A 16,792-nucleotide genomic window follows, 5' to 3' on the forward strand; every position below is an offset into this window, starting at 1 on the left:
CTCCTCGAAGTCGTGTGAGGGGGAGGGTGCTCAGCGGCCGGCGGTGGCGAGGCGGGCGGCGAGGCGCGGGTAGACGCGCAGGGCGTTGCCGGAGTAGACGGCGGCGCGCTCGGCGTCGGTGAGGTTCGGCGTCGCCTCGACGTACCGCTTGGTGTCGTCGAAGTGGTGGCCGGTACGCGGGTCGATGTCGCGGACCGCGCCGATCATCTCGCTGGCGAAGAGGACGGACGCGCTGGGGACGACCTGGGTGAGCAGGTCGATGCCCGGCTGGTGGTAGACGCAGGTGTCGAAGAAGACGTTCTCCAGGAGCTTCTCCGGGTCCGGGCGGCCCATCGCCATCGCGAGGCCGCGGAAGCGCCCCCAGTGGTACGGGACGGCGCCGCCGCCGTGCGGGATCACGAACTTCAGGGTCGGGAAGTGGGCGAACAGATCGCCCTGGAGCAGCTGCATGAAGGCGGTGGTGTCCGCGTTCAGGTAGTGCGCGCCGGTGGTGTGGAAGGCCGGGTTGCAGGAGGTGCTGACGTGGATCATCGCGGGGATGTCGTACGCGGCCATCGCCTCGTACAGCGGGTACCAGCTGCGGTCGGTCAGCGGCGGCGCGGTCCACCGGCCGCCCGAGGGGTCGGGGTTGAGGTTGACCGTGACGGCGCCGAGCTCCTCGACGGCCCGGCGGAGCTCGGGCAGGCAGGTGGCGGGGTCGACGCCGGGCGACTGGGGGAGCATCGCGCCCATGGCGAAGCGGTCGGGGTAGAGCGTGCTGACGCGGTGCACGAGGTCGTTGCAGATCCGCGCCCAGGTCGAGGAGGTCTCGAAGTCGCCGATGTGGTGGGCCATGAAGCTGGCGCGCGGGGAGAAGATCGTGAGGTCGCTGCCGCGCTCGTCCATCAGGCGCAGCTGGTTGTCCTCGATCGCGCGGCGCAGGTCCTCGTCGCTGATGACGAGGTCGGCCGGGTCCGGCGCCTCGCCGGTGCCGTCGACGGCGGCGATCTGCCGGTCGCGCCAGGCGGCGAGCTGCGGGGGAGCGGTGGTGAAGTGACCGTGACAGTCGATGATCATGGGGGTCTCCGGTTCTCCGGTTCTCCGGTTCTGCGGGGGTGGTCGGGGTGTCAGCGCGGGGAGCCGGCCGGCCAGCCGGTGTACTGCTCCGCCAGGTACGTGCGGCCCGCGCGGGTACCCACCACGTTGTCCAGCTCGCCGAGCTGGCGCCGCAGGTCGTACGGGGAGCCACCGGGAGCGGTGTGGAGCAGCCGGGTCATCCAGTACGAGAAGTTCTGGGCCCGCCACACCCGCTGGAGGGCGCTCGGCTGGTACTCGTCCAACGCGGCCTCGCCCGCGTCGCCGAGCGCCCTCAGCAGGACGTCCGCGAGAACCTTCACGTCGTGCAGCGCGAGGTTCAGACCGCGGGCGCCGGTCGGCGGCACCGTGTGCGCGGCGTCGCCCGCCAGGGCCATGGAGCCCCAGCGCATCGGTTCCTGGACGAAGGAACGGAACCGAAGAACGGTCTTCTCGATGACGGGGCCCTCCTTGAGGCGGAACCCGTCGACTCCGGCCACCCGCGCCTGGAGGGTCTCCCAGATGCGCTCGTCCGACCACTCGTCGACCTTCTCGTCGGGGTCGCACTGGAAGTACATGCGCTGGACGTCGGCGGTGCGCTGGCTGATGAGCGCGAAGCCGTGCTCGGAGTGGGCGTAGACCAGCTCGGGAGCGCTGTACGGGGCCTCGGCGAGGATCCCGAACCAGGCGAAGGGGTACTCCTTGCCGTACCGCACGCGCCTGTCCTCGGGGATGAGGTCGCGGCACATGCTGCGCGATCCGTCGGCGCCGACGACGTACCGGGCGCGGATCTCGTGGCGGGTGCCGTCGGGCGCGGTGTACCGGACGCGCGGCGCGGAGGTGGTGACGTCGAGGACCTCGGTGTCGCGGATGCCGAAGTGGACCGTGCCGCCGTCGCGTTCGCGGGCGTCCGCCAGGTCGATGAAGACGTCGGTCTGCGGGTAGAGCCAGACGGACTCGCCGACGAGGTCCTTCATGTGGATGCGGTGCGGGCGGCCCCCGAAGCGGAGCTCGACGCCCTCGTGCTCGTGGCCGTCGCGCAGGATGCGGTCCGAGACACCGGTCTCGACGAGGTCCCGGGCGACGTCGGCCTCCAGGATGCCGGCCCGCTGGGTCGTCTCGATCTCGTGCCGGGTGCGGGTGTCGATCACGACGGTGTCGACCCCGGCGCGCCCCAGCCGGTGGGCGAGCATCAGGCCGGCGGGGCCGGCGCCGATCACTGCGACGGGGACCGAGACGACGGTGTCGACCGTGTCGACCGTCTCGGCGAGGGCGTCGGGGGCGTCGGCCATGCGTTCTCCTGAGCGACTGCGGGCGTTCGGAACACCCCGAACGTTGACAGCAGGTCAGGTGCGCGGTCGCGCCCGTTTCCGTCAGGCGGAAGTCGTTGCCTATTCCATGCTTAGGGCCGGCCGTCGTCCCGCGCCCCAGGTCACACCGCGGTACGGGCCCGTCGGCCGAGCTCGTCCGAGATCCCTTGCGCGGCCCGCAGCAGCGGTTCGCGCAGGCTCCGCGTCCGCCCCGCGCTGCGGGCGGCGACGACGATCCCGAGGGCCGCGCTCACCGGGCCCGAGCGCCCGATCCGTACCGGCGTGGCGACCGCGACCGTGTCCTCCGACAGCTGCCGGTCGCTGACCATGATCTGCTCGCGCCGGATCCGGTCCAGCTGCGCCCGCAGGGCCTTCGGGTCGGTCTCGGTGTGCGGGGTCCAGGCGCGCAGCGGCGCTTCGAGGACCTCCTCCTGGATGTCCCGGGGCGCGTGGGCGAGCAGGACGCGGCCCATGCCGGTGGAGCCGATGGGGAAACGCGAGCCGACCATCGTGAGCAGCTGAACCGACCGGTGGCCCGCGATCCGCTCGACGAAGACGAGCTCGGTGCCCTCGCGGACGGCGAGCTGGATGTTCTCGTGGGTCGCCTCGTACAGGTCCTGCATGAAGGGCAGGGCCACGTCGCGCAGGATCTGCGTGCGCGGGCAGCCGGAGGCGATCTCCCAGAGCCGCAGGCCCACGTGCCAGGACCCGTCCTCGGCCCGTTCGAGCGCGCCCCAGGAGGCAAGCTCCGCGACCACGCGGTGCGCGGTGCTCAGGGCGAGACCCGTGCGCTGGGCGATCTCCGACAGGGTCTGCGACGGGTGCTCGCGGTCGAAGGTGGAGAGGATCTCCAGGACTTTTCCGGCCGCGGTACTGGGGCTCTTGCTCACGCCGTCATCCTCGCAGACCCGCGTTGAACAGCTCGAACACGCGTGTACGATCACCGCCGATCACTGAGGAGGCGACATGGACGGTGACATGAATCCCGAGATCTACGGGCTGTCCTCGATGGCGACGCGCCCTGTCCTGGCCGAGCTGTCCGCACACATCCACCAGGCCCACGGGCTCGCGGTGCGCTTCGAGGCCGCCGGAGGAGTCGAGGTCGCGCGCCGCGTCCGGGAGGGCGCCGAGGCCGATCTGCTCGTGCTCGCGGCGGGCGCGCTGGCGGCCCTCGCGAAGGAGGGTCACGTGGTGGCGGACACGGTCCGCCCGCTGTGGATCTCCCAGGTCGTCGCGGCCGTCCCGGACGGCACCGACCTGCCCGTACTCGCCACGGAGGCCGACCTGAAGGCCGCGCTCCTCGCCGCGCGGAAGGTGGCCTACTCGACGGGTCCCAGTGGCACGGCCCTCGTCGAACTGATCGCCCGCCTGGGCCTGGCGGACGCGCTCGGCGACCGCCTGGTGCAGGCCCCGCCCGGTGTCCCCGCCGGGTCGCTGCTCGCCTCGGGCGAGGCCGACCTCGCCTTCCAGCAGCACAGCGAACTCATGGACCTCCCCGGCGTCACGGTCGTCGGCCCCCTCCCCGGCGAGACCGCGATCACCTCGCTCTTCAGTGGGGGTGTCCTGGCCACCTCCACGCGGCCGGACCGCGCTCGCGAGATTCTCGGCCTCCTCGCCTCGGAGGAGGCGACGAAGGCGGCGAACGCCAGGGGGATGGAGGCGGCAACGGCCTTCTGAGTCAACCCCGTTGGTACGCGAGGGGCGCGGCGCTCATTTCATCGTCCGTACATGGAAGCCGCGCTCCGGTTCCCCTAATGTCGTGGCCATGGCAACAGGACTCCTCACTGTGCGCCGCCACGTCGACTTCGGCCGGGCGGCGAGCGCCCTCTGTAGGGCCGCGCACGCGCGTTGAGCGCGCCTCGCCCCGCCCCCGTACGCCGACGTCGCCAGGAGGAACCCACCCATGACCGAGAACCGACGATCCCCCGTGAGCCGCCGCGGCTTCCTCGGCGGAGCCGCCGCCGCTGCCGCCGCCACGGTGGTGCCCGGACTGGGCACCACCGGAACCGCCGCGGCCGCCACCGCCGCCACGCGCCCCAACATCCTGCTCATCGTCACCGACGACCAGCCCAAGCACACCGAATGGGCCCTGCCGAAGACCGTCGCCTGGCTCGCCGACCAGGGCGTACGGTTCACCGACGGCCACGTCACCACACCCCTGTGCTCGCCCTCCCGCTCCAGCGTCTTCTCCGGCCGGTACGCCCACCACCACGGCGTACGGAACAACAAGGCCTCGTACGAGCTGGACCAGAGCACCACCGTGCAGAAGTACCTCAAGCAGGCGGGCTACCGCACCGGCCTCTTCGGCAAGTACCTCAACTCCTGGACGCTCGCCGAGAACCCGCCGCACTTCGAGGAGTTCGCCCTCCTCCAGCCCGGCTACGTCGACAAGCAGTGGAACGTCAACGGCACCGTCCAGACGATCAACGGCTACACCACCACCATCATCAAGAACCGCACCCTGAACTTCCTCGACAAGGCCGCCACCGACACCCGCCCGTGGTTCGCCTACGTCACCCCGTACGCCTCCCACGGCCCCCGCACCCCCGAGGCGAAGTACGCCGACACCGTCGTCCCCGAGTGGAACGGCCGCCCCTCCGTCCCCGAGGCCGACCGCAGCGACAAGCCGAACTACATCAAGAACGCCACCGGCACCCTCGCCGACGGCAAGCGGATCCGCGCCGAACAGCTGCGCACCCTGCTCTCCGTCGACGACGCCGTCCAGGCCTTCAAGGACAAGCTCCAGGCTCTCGGCCAGCTCGACAACACCCTGGTCATCTACCTCGGCGACAACGGCTTCAGCTGGGCCGACCACGGCTGGACCGCCAAGTCCGTCCCCTACCGCCAGGCCCACGAGGTCCCGTTCTACCTCTCCTGGCCCGCCGGCGGCCTCGGCGCCGGGACCGTCGACCACCGCATCGTCGCCAACATCGACATCGCGCCCACCATCCTCGACGCCGCCGGCATCACCCCGGCCGCCCCGCAGGACGGCACCTCGCTGCTCTCCGCGCAGAGCCGCGACCACCTCCTCGTCGAGTGGTGGAAGCAGGGCACCGGCACCGGAGGGGCCCCGACCTGGTCCTCGTACGTCGCCAAGGACAAGCAGTACACCGAGTACTACGACCTGACGACCGACGGCAACGGGACGGTGACCGGCACCGGCCAGGTCACCTTCCGCGAGTTCTACGACCTCACCGCCGACCCGCACCAGCTCACCAACAAGCTGTACCAGGCCACCCCCGCCCAGGAGCAGGCGCTCGGCATCCCCGCCCTGGCCGCCCAGCTCGCCGCCGACCGTGCCTCCTGACCCTCCCGTGTGTAGAAGCGGCCGCCCCGGGCAGGCGCGGCAGTGGGAGAAGGGAGCACGACCATGGCGTCCAAGGCCAAGGGCAAGATGGAACAGATGAAGGGCAAGGGCAAGGAGGCCGTCGGCAGGGCCACCGGCAACGACCGCATGAAGGCCGAGGGCAAGACGGACCAGGCCAAGGGCAAGGCCAAGGAGGCCATGGCCAAGGTCCACGACAGCGCCCAGGGCGTCCGTGACTCGTTGCGGGACCGCAAGTAGGAACGGCCCGCCCGCGGCACGCACCCTCGTGGGCCCCCGACCGCCACGGTCGGGGGCCCACGCGCGCGCGTGCGGCTCCGCATGGCCCGCCTCCGACGGGGCCGCGGCGTACGGCTCCGCATGGCCCGCCTCCGACGGGGCCGCGGCGTACGGCTCCGCATGGGCCGCCCCCGACCGGGCACCGCCCCCACATGACCCCCCTCGCCCCGCTCGCCTCCCTCACCCTCCTGCCCGGCGTCTACCGGCCGGCGGCCGACACCCGCCTCCTCGCCGACGCCCTCGCGGCCGAGGCGATCGCACCCGGCTGCGCCGTCCTCGACATCGGCACGGGCTCCGGCGTCCTCGCCCTCCTCGCGGCCCGCAGGGGCGCCGCCGTCACCGCCGTGGACGTCTCCCGGCAGGCTGTCCGCACGGCCAGGATGAACGCCCGCCGCAACCGCCTTCCGCTGCTCGTCGAGCACGCCGACGCCGCCGACTGCGCGCCCGGCCGCCGCTTCGACCTCGTCCTCAGCAACCCGCCGTACGTCCCCGCCCCGCGCGCGCGTGGCGCCGGAAAGGCGATGGCCTGGGACGCGGGCCCCGACGGCCGCGCGGTCATCGACCAGCTGTGCCGCCGCGCCGCCGCCTGGCTGCGCCCCGGCGGCGCCCTGCTCCTGGTCCACTCCGCCCTCTGCGGCCCCGCCACCACGGTCGCCCTCCTGAAGGACCACGGCCTGTCGGCCCGCGTCGTCCGCCGCGCCGACATCCCCTGGGGCCCGGTGCTCTCGGCGCGCCGGACCTGGCTCGCCCGCCAGGGCCTGGCCGACGCGCACGCGACCAGGGAGCGACTGGTGGTGATCCGCGCCGAGCCGGCGTACCCGCCAGACGGCCGGCGCGCCGGAGGCCCGAGGTGAGGGCCGCCCGGTGACCGCCCGGCTCCGGACCAGCGACCCCCACCGGCCCGGCCGGCGCCGCGTCCGCCACGGCCGCGGGTTCCGCTACCTGGACGCGGAGGACCGCCCCGTCCCCGCCGACGAGCGCGGCCGGATCGTCGCGCTCGCCATCCCGCCCGCCTGGCGGGACGTGTGGATCTGCCCCTGGCCGAACGGCCACATTCAGGCGGTCGGGACCGACGCCGCCGGCCGCCGCCGGTACCTCTACCACCCGCGTTTCCGCGAGCGACGCGAGGCGGCGAAGCACGACCACGTCCGACGCGTCGCGGCCGGCCTGCCCCGGCTGCGCCGCGGCATCGCCGAGGACCTGTCGGCCCGCGGCCTGTGCCGGGCCCGCGTCCTCGCCCGCGCCGCCCGCCTCCTCGACCTCGGCTTCTTCCGGATCGGCGGCGAACGCTACGCCCGCGACCACGACAGCTACGGTCTGACCACGCTCCTCCGCGAACACGCCGAGTGCGGCCGGGGCGAGATCCGTCTCGGCTTTCCGGCCAAGTCGGGCCGCCACCAGCACCGAGCCCTCGTCGACGAGACCGCGTTCAGGGCCGTACGGGCGCTGCTGCGGCGCCACGAGCCCGGCGATCGGCTCTTTGCGTACCGGGAGGGCCGGGCCTGGCACGAGGTGCGGGCCGAGGACCTGAACGCGTACCTGCGCGAGCGCTCCGGCCGGGACGTCACGGCCAAGGACTTCCGCACCTGGCACGCCACCGTCCTCGCCGCCGTCGCCCTCGCCGTGTCCGCCCTCGCCGTGTCCGCCCGCGCGGCGGACGGCTCGACGAGGACCCGCTCCCGGGCGGTCACCCGCGCCGTCCGCGAGGTCGCCGACTATCTCGGCAACACCCCGGCGGTGTGCCGGGCCTCCTCCATCGACCGCGCCCTCGAACGCCTCGGCGAGGGAGTCTCTTTCGGTCATCCGGCGACCCAAGGTGCCGTGGAACGAGCGGTATTGAGACTTGTGTGGGATTAAAACGGCCGGAATCCGCGTGTGTTCATAGGATGAGCGTCCTTCAATAGCACCCCATTGGGCGACTGTGCCCCAGGGTGCCGCCGGGTCAAGATCAACCACGTGAGTTCTTCCCTGACGCGCCGCGCGTGCGCCGTAGCCCTGCTCCTGACCTCGACGCTGGCCCCCGCCGTGGCGGTGGCGGCCCAACCCGGCGTCCCCGGGCCGGAGTCGAGGCGCCCCGTCCAAGCCCGCCTGCTGGGCGAGAAGACCGTCCCGCACAAGCTCGACTTCCAGGGCACCACCGTCGGCGGCCTCTCCGGCATCGACCGCAACCCCTGCACCGGCGAGTACGTGTTCATCAGCGACGACCGGTCCTACCTCCAGCCCGCCCGCTTCTACACTGCCGCGCTCGACGTGGACGCCACCGGCGTGCACGCCGTCGACTTCACCGGCACCCACCCCTTCCTCCAGCCCGACGGCACGGCCTACCCGTCGCCGACCGTCGGCGACGGCAAGGCCGTCGACCCCGAGGAGATCCGCGTCGACCCGCGTGGCTGCGACTACTGGTGGGGCCAGGAGGGCGACCGGCCGAAGACCGTCGGCCCGCCGGTCGTCCAGCCGTCCATCCAGTACGCGTCCCCCGCCACCGGCGCGTACCTCGGGCAGCTGGGGCTCCCGGCGAACTACGAGATCACCATGGAGGAGCGCGGCCCGCGCCGGAACCAGGCGATCGAGGCGCTCACCTTCGGCGCCCAGGGCAGGGTCGTGACCAGCGCCATCGAGGGCCCGCTGCTCCAGGACGGCCCCGAGCCCGACGTGGAGAAGGGCGCGCCCGTCCGCGTCACCCAGCAGGCCCGAGACGGCCGGGTCCTCGGCCAGTACGCGTACCAGCTGGAGAAGATCTTCGCCGTCAACGACCCCGACAGCCCCTGGGGCCCGGACACCGGCGTCCCGTCCATCCTGGCCTTCCCGGACGACGCCAACCGCTACCTGGTCCTGGAGCGCACCTGGGTCGCCGGCGCGGGCTACAAGATCCGCCTCTTCGAGGCCACCACGCGCGGCGCGACCGACGTCCGGGCCGTCGACTCCCTCGCCGGCAAGACCGTGACCCCGATGCGCAAGCGCCTCGTCGTGGACTTCGACACCCTGGGCCTGTCCGCCGTCGACAACACCGAGGGCATGACGTGGGGCCCGGACCTGCCGTCCGGCGAGCGCACGCTGATCCTGGTCAGCGACGACAACTTCGCCGCGGAAGCGATCACGCAGGTCGTGGCGCTGGGCATCCGCTAGCGGCATCGGTTGGCGGCATCCGCCAGGGGCGGACCGAAGCGCCACCAGGGCGCCCGCCGGGCAAAGGCCCGGGCGGGCGCCCTTCGCGCGGTCCGTTCACCCCGGCACGGGGCCCCCGTCGTCCCAGTCCCACGCGCCGACGTAGGCCGCCCGGCCCGTCCTGCGGGCCTCGAGGACGGCGGCGAGCCGGTCGAAGTCGCGGGCCGGCATCAGCGGCTGCCACGCGCTCAGCGACAGGGCCCGCACGTCGTCGTGCTCCTCCGGGGCGAGCATGATGCTCGCGATCTGCCGGTCCGTGAGCCTGCCCCCGTCGAAGACGAAGCCCGCCGAGGCGAGCGGCCAGCGTGCCCCCGGCAGGCCGAAGACCGCCGCCAGGAGCCGGGGCGGCCCGGGCACCAGGAGCCCCGTCTCCTCCTCGGTCTCCCGCACGGCCGTCTCCCAGGGCCGCTCGCCCGGTTCCGCCGTCCCGCCCGGGAACTGCCACGGATGCTCGGCGCTGTAGACGGCGTGCAGCTGGACGGGACGGTCCTCCAGGTCCGTGAAGAGGAGCGCCCCGAACACCACCGCCTTCGGCAGCGAGGCCGCGTACTCCTCCACCGGTAACGCGTCGTCGGACAGGGACACGGGGCTCCTCCAGGGGGAGTCGACGGGTACGCGTGACCAACGGTCCTAGGGGGTCACGTGCCTCCTCTACCCCTCGTGCCCGGGGAGTACGTCGAGGAGCCCGAGCAAGTACAGGAACGCCTCGGCCATCGGAACGCCCGCCGTCTCCTCCCGCACCCGCTCCCAGTCGACCCGCTCCCGCAGCCCGCGCGCCACCGGGAGCAGCGGGCCGAAGTCGCAGTGGTGCTCGGAGAGCGCGAGGAGCCGGGAGACCACGAGGTCGGTCGGCGCGAGCACCGGCATGTGGACGGAGTCCACCGGCAGGGTCTGCGCGCGGGCGAGCAGCTCGCCCGTGACCGGCCGTCCGGCGAGGGCGAAGATCAGGTCGATCTCCTCGCCGCCCGCCCGGGCTTTCACCAGCCAGTCCTCGGGCGGGTCGACGATCCGCACGCCCCGCGTCCGGAGCGCCTCGACGACGGCCTCGGCGTCCTCGCGGAGCACGGCGAAGTCCGTGTCGTGCTGGAGCCGGACCGGAATCCCGTGCGCGTACGTGGCGACGCTGCCGACCAGGGCGAACGGGCAGCCCGACTCCTTCAGGACGGCCCCGACCTCCTTCGTCGTCTCCAGGATCGCCTGGGTGTGGTCGGGTGGGAGGTCGCGGCGGTGCGCGGACCGTGGCGCGGCCCGGGGCGCGGGCCCGGGTGCGTCCGCCGTCAGGCGTTCGGCCGGGCCGTCCATGAGGTTCATGACCTGCTCCTCTCCTCGAAGCGCGGGAGTCTCGTGTCACCCGCCAGGAGCGGGCCACCCCCGGAGGGCGTACGCAGGGCGCTCCCGCCCTGAGTCCAGGACTCCACCACCCGGCTCCCGAAACGGTTCTCCAGGAATCGGGTCGCGGCGATGCCGAAGGCGATGTCGGGCGCGAGTCCCGGCTCCTCGTCGAGGAGGCCGCCGACGACCTCACGGCGTACCACCTGCTCGTGAACGGCGTCGGCCTCCACGTGCTCGTCGTAGTACCGCTCCGCCGCCGCCCCGGCCCCGAGGCGGCGGATCGCCGCCGCGACGCGGGCGGCGGCGGGCGGCGAGGTCGTCTCCAGGACCGCGAAGTGGCCGACGAGCGCAGCGCGCAGCCGCCGGTGCAGGCCGAGGAACGACATGAGGTTCGAGGCGGCGAGGACCTCGGCACCGGCCGCGTCCACGTACCGCCCGTACGAGGGGTCGAGGCCGAGGTCGGCCATGAGGTCCGCGTACAGCCGCGCGTGCATCCGCTCCGCGCGCCCGCACCCGTACTCGTCGTACTGGACCGCCATCAGGCCAGCCTTCGCGCGGCCGTTCAGCCGGGGGACGGCCCACAGGTGCGGGTCGGCCTCGCGCAGCTGGACGACGGAGCGCAGCGCCGCGTACTCGCGGAGCTGCCAGAGCTCCCCGTGGGACATCAGGAAGTGCGAGACGCCGTCACCGTCGGGCGGTTCGACCAGGAGATCCGCCAAGGCCTCCTCCACAGGCGGGAGTTCACGGCAGTCGTGGCGGAGTGCCTGCTCGAAACGGTGCTCCAGGAGGGCCCGGACCCGGAGCAGGTCGGCATCCCACTCCAAGGTGTCGGGCACGCCGGCGAGGCCGCGGTAGTGGAGCTCGTAACAGAGGTGGAGGGCGAGGTGGAGGTCCTCGCCGTAGGGGGAGGAGCGCGCGACGGCGGCGGGCCGGGGCAGCCGGTCGGTTCCGGCGCCGAGCAGCCGGGCCCGTACCGCGTCGGAGACCGGACCCCGGGCCTCGGGGACGGGCGGCGCGAGGGACGTGAGGGAGGCGGCGGAGACGGCGGAGGCAGCGGAGGCGGGGGTCTGGAGCAGAGTCATGACGTCTCTCCCTCGGCCGCCCCCTGGGACCCGTCGGTCTCGGTCTTGCTCCCGGCCGACCGCGGCTTTCCGGTACGGCGCCGGAGGCGCGGGCGGTGGCTCGTGTCGCAGAACGGTGCCCGGAGGCTGCGCCGGCACGTGCACAGGGCGATCATCGGCCGCTCGCAGAGGATCACCGACCCGTCCGGCATGACGATCTCGGCAGGCCCTTCCACGAGCAACGGCCCTTCGGGCAGCGGCTGGACACGGATCGGGTCGGGGGTGGTCGCACTCATGGGGGGTCAGCTCCTGATCGTGGCGGCGGTGGCAGCGCTCATGGGTGTCTGGGGGTCAGCTCCTGATCGTCGCGGCGGCGAGGGCGTCGACGACCGCCGCGTACCGCCCGTGCCGCCGGAACACGGCCCGCTGACGCGCCGCGCCGCCGCCGTCCACCCGGATCCGCCGCCACTGCGCGCGCACCCAGTCGGTGTCGCCGGTCGCGTCGAGACCGGGCCGGGCGAGGGCGACGAGGCTGTCGAGGACCGCCGTCGCGGGCCGTTCGAGGCCGGTCACCGGGTCGAGCCCGACGCCGAGGATGCCCTGGACGGCGGCGAGCCGGTGGGCGCGGAGGAGACGCGCGGCGGGGACGACCGGAGGCGGAACGCCCGCGTCGACGCGAGGCAGCAGGGTGGCGGCGAGGCCGCGGACCAGGATCGCGAGCAGCACCACCGTGTCGAGGTCGGCGTTCGCGTCGGCGACCCTGATCTCCAGGGTCGGCACGTGCTCCGACGGCCGGGCGTGCCAGTACACCATCCGGTCGTCGAGCACCGTCCCGTCCGCGACGAGGCGCGCGACGTGGGCGAGGTACTGGGCCTCGTCGAGGACCGGGGTCGGGCCGACGGTCGGCCACCGCCCGTGCTCGACGGACCTCCAGCTCTGGTAGCCGGTGTCGCGCCGGCCGGCGTACGGCGAGTTCCCGGCGAGCGCCTGGAGGGCGGGCAGCCAGGGCCGCATGTGCTGGGCGAGCGCGAGCGCCCGCTCGCGGTCGAGCGTCCCGATGTGGACATGGCAGCCGCAGACGAGTCCGTCGTCGCGGGCGGCCCCGTCCTCGTCGGTCACCAGGGAGGCGAAGCGGCGGGCCATGCGCTGGTAGCGCTCCGTGTCGGTCACCGTGTACGGCTCCTCGGGCGGCAGGACGGGCGTACCGCAGGCGATCGGCATGCAGCGCGCCTCACGGGCGGCGGCGGCGACGGTGGTGCGCAGCCAGGCGAGTTCGTCGCGGAGGTCGCGGCGGTCGGCGGTGGCCCGGGTGCAGATCTCGATCTGGGCGTTCAGGAACTCGGTCTGCACCTGGTCCCCGAGGACCTCGCGCGCGATACGGATCACCTCCGGCGCACGGTTGACCGGAGCCCGCGTCACGCGGTCCACGAGGACGAACTCCTCCTCGACACCCATCGTCAGGATCTTCATTACGGGCTCCTCGCCTCTACGGGCGAGTACCCGCGAAGGCGTGGGGCAGTCGCAGCTGAGTGGACCAAGAGGAAGAGGAAGAGGAAGAGGAAGGGGAACCGACATGGACGGGATCGTGCTCCTGCGCGAGGACCACAAGACCGTGGAGAAGCTGTTCAAGGAGTTCGAGCGGGCGGAGGACGACGACCTCCGGCACAAGCGTGAGCTCGTCGACGAGGTGATCAAGGAGCTCACCACGCATGCCTGGATCGAGGAACAGGTCTTCTACCCGGCGGCGCGGGAAGCGGCGCCCGACACCAAGGACCACGTCCTCGAAAGCGTCGAGGAGCACCACGCCGTGCTGTGGATGCTCTCGGAACTGGCCGGGCTCGACGCCACCGACGAGCGGTTCGACGCGAAGATGACCGTCCTCATGGAGAACGTGCGCCATCACGTCGAGGAGGAGGAGAAGGAGTGGTTCCCCGACGTGCGCAAGGCGATGGGCCGCAACCGGCTGCTCGAACTCGGCGAGCGCATGGAGGCGGCGAGGGCGGAAGCGCCGGACAGCCCCTTGGACGTACCGAGCGCCGAGGAGTAGAGGCGTGATGCGTATCGGATACACGATGATGACCGAGCAGGCCGGCCCCCGTGAGCTGGTCGGACACGTCGTCGGGGCGGAACGGGCCGGGTTCGACTTCTCCGTGATCTCGGACCATTCCTTCCCCTGGCTGCCCTCCCAGGGCCACGCCCCCTACGCGTGGAGCGTCCTGGGCGCGGCGGCGCAGGCGACCTCCGGCATCCCGCTCATGACGTACGTGACCTGCCCGACGTTCCGCTACCACCCGGCGGTGGTCGCCCAGAAGGCGGCGACCATGCAACTCCTCTCCGGGGGCCGGTTCCGCCTCGGCCTCGGCTCGGGCGAGAACCTCAACGAGCACATCGCGGGCCGGGGCTGGCCCTCGGCCCGCGTCCGGCTCGCCATGCTGGACGAGGCCGCTGAGATCATCCGCGCCCTGTTCACGGGGGAGTACGTGACACGGCACGGCCGCCACTTCCAGGTCGACGACGCCCGGCTCTGGGACGTCCCGGAGACCCCGCCGCCCCTCGGCATCGCCGTCTCCGGTCCGCGCTCCTGCGCGCTCGCGGGACGCCACGGCGACCTGGTGATCACGACCGAACCGAAGCGTGACCTCCTCGACGCGTTCGACGCGCAGGGCGGAGCGGGGAAACCCCGGATGGGGCAGATGCCGCTCTGTTACGACCCCGACCGCGCGGCGGCGACCGCCCGCGCCCACGACCAGTTCCGGTGGGCGCTCGGCGGCTGGCGGCTGAACGCCGAGCTCCCGCTGCCGGCGGGCTTCGACCAGGCCTCCGCGCACACGCGACCGGAGGACGTGGCGAAGAGCATCCCGTGCGGGGACGACGTGGACGCGGTCGTGGACGCGGCCCGTCCCTTCGCCGAGGCGGGGTTCACCGACCTCGCCCTCGTACAGATCGGCGGGGAGCACCAGGAACCGTTCCTGCGCTGGGCGGAGACGACGCTGCTCCCGGCGCTGAGGGAGCTGTAGGGGGCGTCGCGGCCGCTCCCGGCGCCGTTTGGCGAGACGGTCCTCCGGGCACCGCACCTCGCAGACGGGGACATGCCGAGCCGAGGAGGACGTCATGACCACGACGGAACACCTGCCGGAGAGCACTGACATGACGACGGAAGGGGCGAGGGAAGGAGCCCGCGAGCGGGTCAACAGACGCTGGCAGGAAGTCCTCCAGGAGACCCGGGTCGCCCAGACCGGCGTCCAGATCCTCTTCGGCTTCCTGCTGAGCCTCGCCTTCACCGTGCGCTTCCGGGAACTGGGCGGATTCGACCGTGGACTGTACGTCGTCACCGTCGTCCTCGCCGCCTCCTCGACGGCCGCCCTCATCGCCCCCGTCTCCCTCCACCGCTGCCTTTCCGGGCTGCGCCTCAAGGAGGAGGTCGTGAGCGCCGCGGGACGGCTGATGGTCTGCGGCATGGTCCTCCTGGCCCTGACGGTGGCCTGCACGCTCATGCTCATCCTGAACGTCGTCCTCGGCGGGGCGGTGGCCGCCGGGATCGTCGTCGGCGGGGTGATGGTGTGGTTCGCGCTGTGCTGGTACGTGACCCCGTACCGCCTGCGCCGCAAGGCGCTCTCCCGGGCGCCCCAGGACGGAGGAGGAACCTCATGAACGGCGGCGAGAGCGAGTACCGGATCGCCCGCTTCAAGGAACGGCTCGCGCGCGAGGAGGTGGCCGAACTCGGCGTACGGGTCGAGGTGCGCGGCGCCGCGGTCCTGCTGTCCGGCACGCTCCCGACGGCCGGCCACCGCGACGAGGTCCTGCGGCTCGCCGACACGGAACTCGCCGGCATCCCGATCCACACGGACCTCCTCGTCGCCTGCGCGGACCCGCCCGACCGCCCCGAGGAACTGTCGTGACCGGCGGCCCGGCGCCGGCCGACGGAGCGTTCGTCCGCATAGCGGCGGTCGGCGACATCCACCTCAGCCCGGAGTGCCGGGGCCTGCTTCGCCCGTCCTTCGAGACGCTCCCGATGTGCGCGGACGTCCTCCTCCTCGCCGGCGACCTCACCCGCCACGGCACGGTCCCGGAGGCGGAGGTGGTCGCCGCCGAGGTGGCCGACCTGGGCGTCCCGGTCGTCGCGGTCCTCGGCAACCACGACTACCACGCCGACCAGGAGGCCGAGGTGGCCCAGGTCCTCACCGACGCGGCCGTCACGGTCCTGGAGGGCGACTCCGTGGTCCTCCCGGTGGCCGGCCACAAGGTCGGGGTGGCCGGCACGAAGGGCTTCTGCGGCGGCTTCGCGGGCCGCAGCGCGGGTGAGTTCGGCGAACCCGAGATGAAGGCCTTCGTCCGCACGGCCCGCGAGTCCGCCGAAGGCCTCCGCCGCGCCCTGACGGAGCTCGCCGCCGACGGCTGCGGGGCCACCGTCGCCCTCACCCACTTCGCCCCCGTCCCCGACACCCTGGCCGGCGAACCGATCGAGATCTACCCCTTCCTGGGCAGCTACCTCCTCGCCGAGGCCATCGACGAGGCGGGCGCCGACCTTGCCGTCCACGGCCACGCCCACCTGGGCACGGAACACGGCATGACGGCGGGCGGGGTACGCGTCCGCAACGTGGCCCAGCCGGTGATCGGGAGCGCGTTCGCGCTCTACCACCTGCGCCTGACGGAGACGGGGCGGAAAGGGACGGGGGAGCGAATCTCCGCCGGAGCCTAGGAGGTGCGCCTCGCGCGAGCCCCCGCCGCCGAACGGCAGGATGACCCCATGCCCTTCACCACCACGGTCCTCACCCTCGCCACCGGCTCCCAGGAGACCGTCACCGACCTCACCCGCCACTGCGAGGACTTCCTCGCGCGCACGGCCGAGGGCGCCGACGGCCTCCTCAACCTCTTCGTCCCGCACGCCACCGCGGGCCTGGCCATCCTGGAGACCGGCGCCGGCAGCGACCACGACCTCCTGACCGCCCTCCACCACCTCCTCCCCGCCGACGACCGCTGGCAACACCGCCACGGCACCCCCGGCCACGGCCGCGACCACGTCCTCCCGGCCCTCGTCCCGCCCCACGCGACGGTGCCGGTGATCGGCGGACGGCTGGACCTGGGGACGTGGCAGTCGATCTGCCTCGTGGACACGAACGTCGACAATCCGGAGCGCCAGGTGCGACTGAGCTTCCTGGGCTGACCGGCCCGGTCGGGATCACTGGATCACTCCGGTGCGGCCCGCGCCACGTGCGGGGCCAGGTAGGGCTTGTGGGGGGAGTCTGCGGGCCGGCCGTCACGTCAGG

Annotated in this window: 20 protein-coding genes; 12 read left to right on the forward strand and 8 right to left on the reverse strand. The window is 73.1% G+C overall.

Going from position 1 to position 16,792, the window contains the following annotated elements; genetic code table 11:
* Window positions 1-30: 30 nt before the first annotated feature.
* The 3 genes from ACFC0Z_RS03410 to ACFC0Z_RS03420 all read right to left on the reverse strand — a co-directional run bounded on the left by ACFC0Z_RS03410 (window position 31) and on the right by ACFC0Z_RS03420 (window position 3,253).
* Window positions 31-1,056: an amidohydrolase family protein gene (locus ACFC0Z_RS03410; protein WP_376432234.1), complete on the reverse strand. Its 1,026-nt coding sequence runs from the start codon at window positions 1,054-1,056 to the stop codon at window positions 31-33.
* Between the two features lie 50 nt (window positions 1,057-1,106).
* Window positions 1,107-2,345 (reverse strand): 4-hydroxybenzoate 3-monooxygenase, encoded by a 1,239-nt coding sequence (locus ACFC0Z_RS03415; RefSeq protein WP_376432236.1) that lies wholly within the window; start codon window positions 2,343-2,345, stop codon window positions 1,107-1,109.
* Window positions 2,346-2,485: 140 nt separating this feature from the next.
* Window positions 2,486-3,253, reverse strand: coding sequence for an IclR family transcriptional regulator (locus ACFC0Z_RS03420; RefSeq protein WP_376432238.1), 768 nt, complete (start codon window positions 3,251-3,253; stop codon window positions 2,486-2,488).
* A gap of 76 nt (window positions 3,254-3,329) precedes the next feature.
* Between ACFC0Z_RS03420 and ACFC0Z_RS03425 the strand changes: the two genes are divergently transcribed.
* The 6 genes from ACFC0Z_RS03425 to ACFC0Z_RS03450 all read left to right on the forward strand — a co-directional run bounded on the left by ACFC0Z_RS03425 (window position 3,330) and on the right by ACFC0Z_RS03450 (window position 9,093).
* The gene (locus ACFC0Z_RS03425) at window positions 3,330-4,040 is read left to right on the forward strand and encodes a substrate-binding domain-containing protein (RefSeq protein WP_376432240.1); all 711 of its coding nucleotides are present in this window, start codon (window positions 3,330-3,332) and stop codon (window positions 4,038-4,040) included.
* A gap of 226 nt (window positions 4,041-4,266) precedes the next feature.
* Window positions 4,267-5,670, forward strand: coding sequence for a sulfatase (locus tag ACFC0Z_RS03430; protein ID WP_376432242.1), 1,404 nt, complete (start codon window positions 4,267-4,269; stop codon window positions 5,668-5,670).
* Window positions 5,671-5,733: 63 nt separating this feature from the next.
* On the forward strand, window positions 5,734-5,928 hold the full coding sequence (locus ACFC0Z_RS03435; RefSeq protein ID WP_376432244.1) for a CsbD family protein: 195 nt from the start codon (window positions 5,734-5,736) through the stop codon (window positions 5,926-5,928).
* Window positions 5,929-6,119: 191 nt separating this feature from the next.
* Entirely contained in the window at window positions 6,120-6,821 is a 702-nt protein-coding gene (locus ACFC0Z_RS03440; RefSeq protein WP_376432246.1) for a HemK2/MTQ2 family protein methyltransferase, read from the forward strand.
* Window positions 6,822-6,831: 10 nt separating this feature from the next.
* Window positions 6,832-7,824, forward strand: a complete 993-nt coding sequence (locus ACFC0Z_RS03445) for a DNA topoisomerase IB (RefSeq protein ID WP_376432248.1) — start codon at window positions 6,832-6,834, stop codon at window positions 7,822-7,824.
* Between the two features lie 99 nt (window positions 7,825-7,923).
* Entirely contained in the window at window positions 7,924-9,093 is a 1,170-nt protein-coding gene (locus tag ACFC0Z_RS03450; RefSeq protein ID WP_376432250.1) for an esterase-like activity of phytase family protein, read from the forward strand.
* 96 nt (window positions 9,094-9,189) lie between these two features.
* On the opposite strand, the gene ACFC0Z_RS03455 is transcribed toward ACFC0Z_RS03450, so the two are convergent.
* The 5 genes from ACFC0Z_RS03455 to ACFC0Z_RS03475 all read right to left on the reverse strand — a co-directional run bounded on the left by ACFC0Z_RS03455 (window position 9,190) and on the right by ACFC0Z_RS03475 (window position 12,995).
* A complete protein-coding gene (locus ACFC0Z_RS03455) occupies window positions 9,190-9,717 on the reverse strand; it encodes an NUDIX domain-containing protein (RefSeq protein WP_376432252.1) in 528 nt (175 codons plus the stop codon).
* A 66-nt stretch (window positions 9,718-9,783) separates the two neighbouring features.
* A complete protein-coding gene (locus ACFC0Z_RS03460) occupies window positions 9,784-10,443 on the reverse strand; it encodes a nucleotidyltransferase family protein (protein WP_376432254.1) in 660 nt (219 codons plus the stop codon).
* Window positions 10,440-11,546 (reverse strand): iron-containing redox enzyme family protein, encoded by a 1,107-nt coding sequence (locus ACFC0Z_RS03465; protein ID WP_376432256.1) that lies wholly within the window; start codon window positions 11,544-11,546, stop codon window positions 10,440-10,442. Before ACFC0Z_RS03465 ends, ACFC0Z_RS03460 begins: the two co-directional genes overlap by 4 nt.
* Window positions 11,543-11,821 carry a CDGSH iron-sulfur domain-containing protein gene (locus ACFC0Z_RS03470; RefSeq protein WP_376432258.1) on the reverse strand — a complete coding sequence of 93 codons (279 nt, stop codon included), beginning with the start codon at window positions 11,819-11,821 and terminating at the stop codon, window positions 11,543-11,545. The genes ACFC0Z_RS03465 and ACFC0Z_RS03470 overlap by 4 nt, the downstream gene beginning before the upstream one ends.
* A gap of 55 nt (window positions 11,822-11,876) precedes the next feature.
* Complete coding sequence (locus tag ACFC0Z_RS03475; protein ID WP_376432260.1) at window positions 11,877-12,995, reverse strand: glutamate--cysteine ligase; 1,119 nt, start codon at window positions 12,993-12,995, stop codon at window positions 11,877-11,879.
* Between the two features lie 103 nt (window positions 12,996-13,098).
* On the opposite strand from ACFC0Z_RS03475, the gene ACFC0Z_RS03480 reads away from it, so the two are divergent.
* From ACFC0Z_RS03480 to ACFC0Z_RS03505, 6 genes are all read left to right on the forward strand, one after another.
* The gene (locus ACFC0Z_RS03480; RefSeq protein WP_376432262.1) at window positions 13,099-13,572 is read left to right on the forward strand and encodes a hemerythrin domain-containing protein; all 474 of its coding nucleotides are present in this window, start codon (window positions 13,099-13,101) and stop codon (window positions 13,570-13,572) included.
* 4 nt (window positions 13,573-13,576) lie between these two features.
* Window positions 13,577-14,542 carry a TIGR03557 family F420-dependent LLM class oxidoreductase gene (locus tag ACFC0Z_RS03485; protein ID WP_376432264.1) on the forward strand — a complete coding sequence of 322 codons (966 nt, stop codon included), beginning with the start codon at window positions 13,577-13,579 and terminating at the stop codon, window positions 14,540-14,542.
* A 94-nt stretch (window positions 14,543-14,636) separates the two neighbouring features.
* Window positions 14,637-15,176 (forward strand): DUF6328 family protein, encoded by a 540-nt coding sequence (locus tag ACFC0Z_RS03490; protein WP_376432266.1) that lies wholly within the window; start codon window positions 14,637-14,639, stop codon window positions 15,174-15,176.
* Window positions 15,173-15,424 (forward strand): hypothetical protein, encoded by a 252-nt coding sequence (locus ACFC0Z_RS03495; RefSeq protein ID WP_376432268.1) that lies wholly within the window; start codon window positions 15,173-15,175, stop codon window positions 15,422-15,424. Before ACFC0Z_RS03490 ends, ACFC0Z_RS03495 begins: the two co-directional genes overlap by 4 nt.
* Window positions 15,421-16,224 (forward strand): metallophosphoesterase, encoded by an 804-nt coding sequence (locus ACFC0Z_RS03500; protein ID WP_376432270.1) that lies wholly within the window; start codon window positions 15,421-15,423, stop codon window positions 16,222-16,224. Before ACFC0Z_RS03495 ends, ACFC0Z_RS03500 begins: the two co-directional genes overlap by 4 nt.
* A gap of 48 nt (window positions 16,225-16,272) precedes the next feature.
* Window positions 16,273-16,689: a secondary thiamine-phosphate synthase enzyme YjbQ gene (locus ACFC0Z_RS03505; RefSeq protein WP_376432272.1), complete on the forward strand. Its 417-nt coding sequence runs from the start codon at window positions 16,273-16,275 to the stop codon at window positions 16,687-16,689.
* The last annotated feature ends 103 nt before the right edge of the window (window positions 16,690-16,792 follow it).

The organism is Streptomyces sp. NPDC056144 (genome assembly GCF_042264145.1).
GTDB lineage: Bacteria > Actinomycetota > Actinomycetes > Streptomycetales > Streptomycetaceae > Streptomyces.

What these genes read in the sequence shown, in the direction of transcription:
- ACFC0Z_RS03460 (WP_376432254.1), bottom strand. Translation starts at nt 10,443, where the DNA reads ATGAACCTCATGGACGGCCCGGCCGAACGCCTGACGGCGGACGCACCC.
- ACFC0Z_RS03440 (WP_376432246.1), top strand. Translation starts at nt 6,120, where the DNA reads ATGACCCCCCTCGCCCCGCTCGCCTCCCTCACCCTCCTGCCCGGCGTC.
- ACFC0Z_RS03430 (WP_376432242.1), top strand. Translation starts at nt 4,267, where the DNA reads ATGACCGAGAACCGACGATCCCCCGTGAGCCGCCGCGGCTTCCTCGGC.
- ACFC0Z_RS03410 (WP_376432234.1), bottom strand. Translation starts at nt 1,056, where the DNA reads ATGATCATCGACTGTCACGGTCACTTCACCACCGCTCCCCCGCAGCTC.
- ACFC0Z_RS03475 (WP_376432260.1), bottom strand. Translation starts at nt 12,995, where the DNA reads ATGAAGATCCTGACGATGGGTGTCGAGGAGGAGTTCGTCCTCGTGGAC.
- ACFC0Z_RS03470 (WP_376432258.1), bottom strand. Translation starts at nt 11,821, where the DNA reads ATGAGTGCGACCACCCCCGACCCGATCCGTGTCCAGCCGCTGCCCGAA.
- ACFC0Z_RS03480 (WP_376432262.1), top strand. Translation starts at nt 13,099, where the DNA reads ATGGACGGGATCGTGCTCCTGCGCGAGGACCACAAGACCGTGGAGAAG.
- ACFC0Z_RS03490 (WP_376432266.1), top strand. Translation starts at nt 14,637, where the DNA reads ATGACCACGACGGAACACCTGCCGGAGAGCACTGACATGACGACGGAA.
- ACFC0Z_RS03435 (WP_376432244.1), top strand. Translation starts at nt 5,734, where the DNA reads ATGGCGTCCAAGGCCAAGGGCAAGATGGAACAGATGAAGGGCAAGGGC.
- ACFC0Z_RS03465 (WP_376432256.1), bottom strand. Translation starts at nt 11,546, where the DNA reads ATGACTCTGCTCCAGACCCCCGCCTCCGCTGCCTCCGCCGTCTCCGCC.
- ACFC0Z_RS03425 (WP_376432240.1), top strand. Translation starts at nt 3,330, where the DNA reads ATGGACGGTGACATGAATCCCGAGATCTACGGGCTGTCCTCGATGGCG.
- ACFC0Z_RS03415 (WP_376432236.1), bottom strand. Translation starts at nt 2,345, where the DNA reads ATGGCCGACGCCCCCGACGCCCTCGCCGAGACGGTCGACACGGTCGAC.
- ACFC0Z_RS03495 (WP_376432268.1), top strand. Translation starts at nt 15,173, where the DNA reads ATGAACGGCGGCGAGAGCGAGTACCGGATCGCCCGCTTCAAGGAACGG.
- ACFC0Z_RS03505 (WP_376432272.1), top strand. Translation starts at nt 16,273, where the DNA reads ATGCCCTTCACCACCACGGTCCTCACCCTCGCCACCGGCTCCCAGGAG.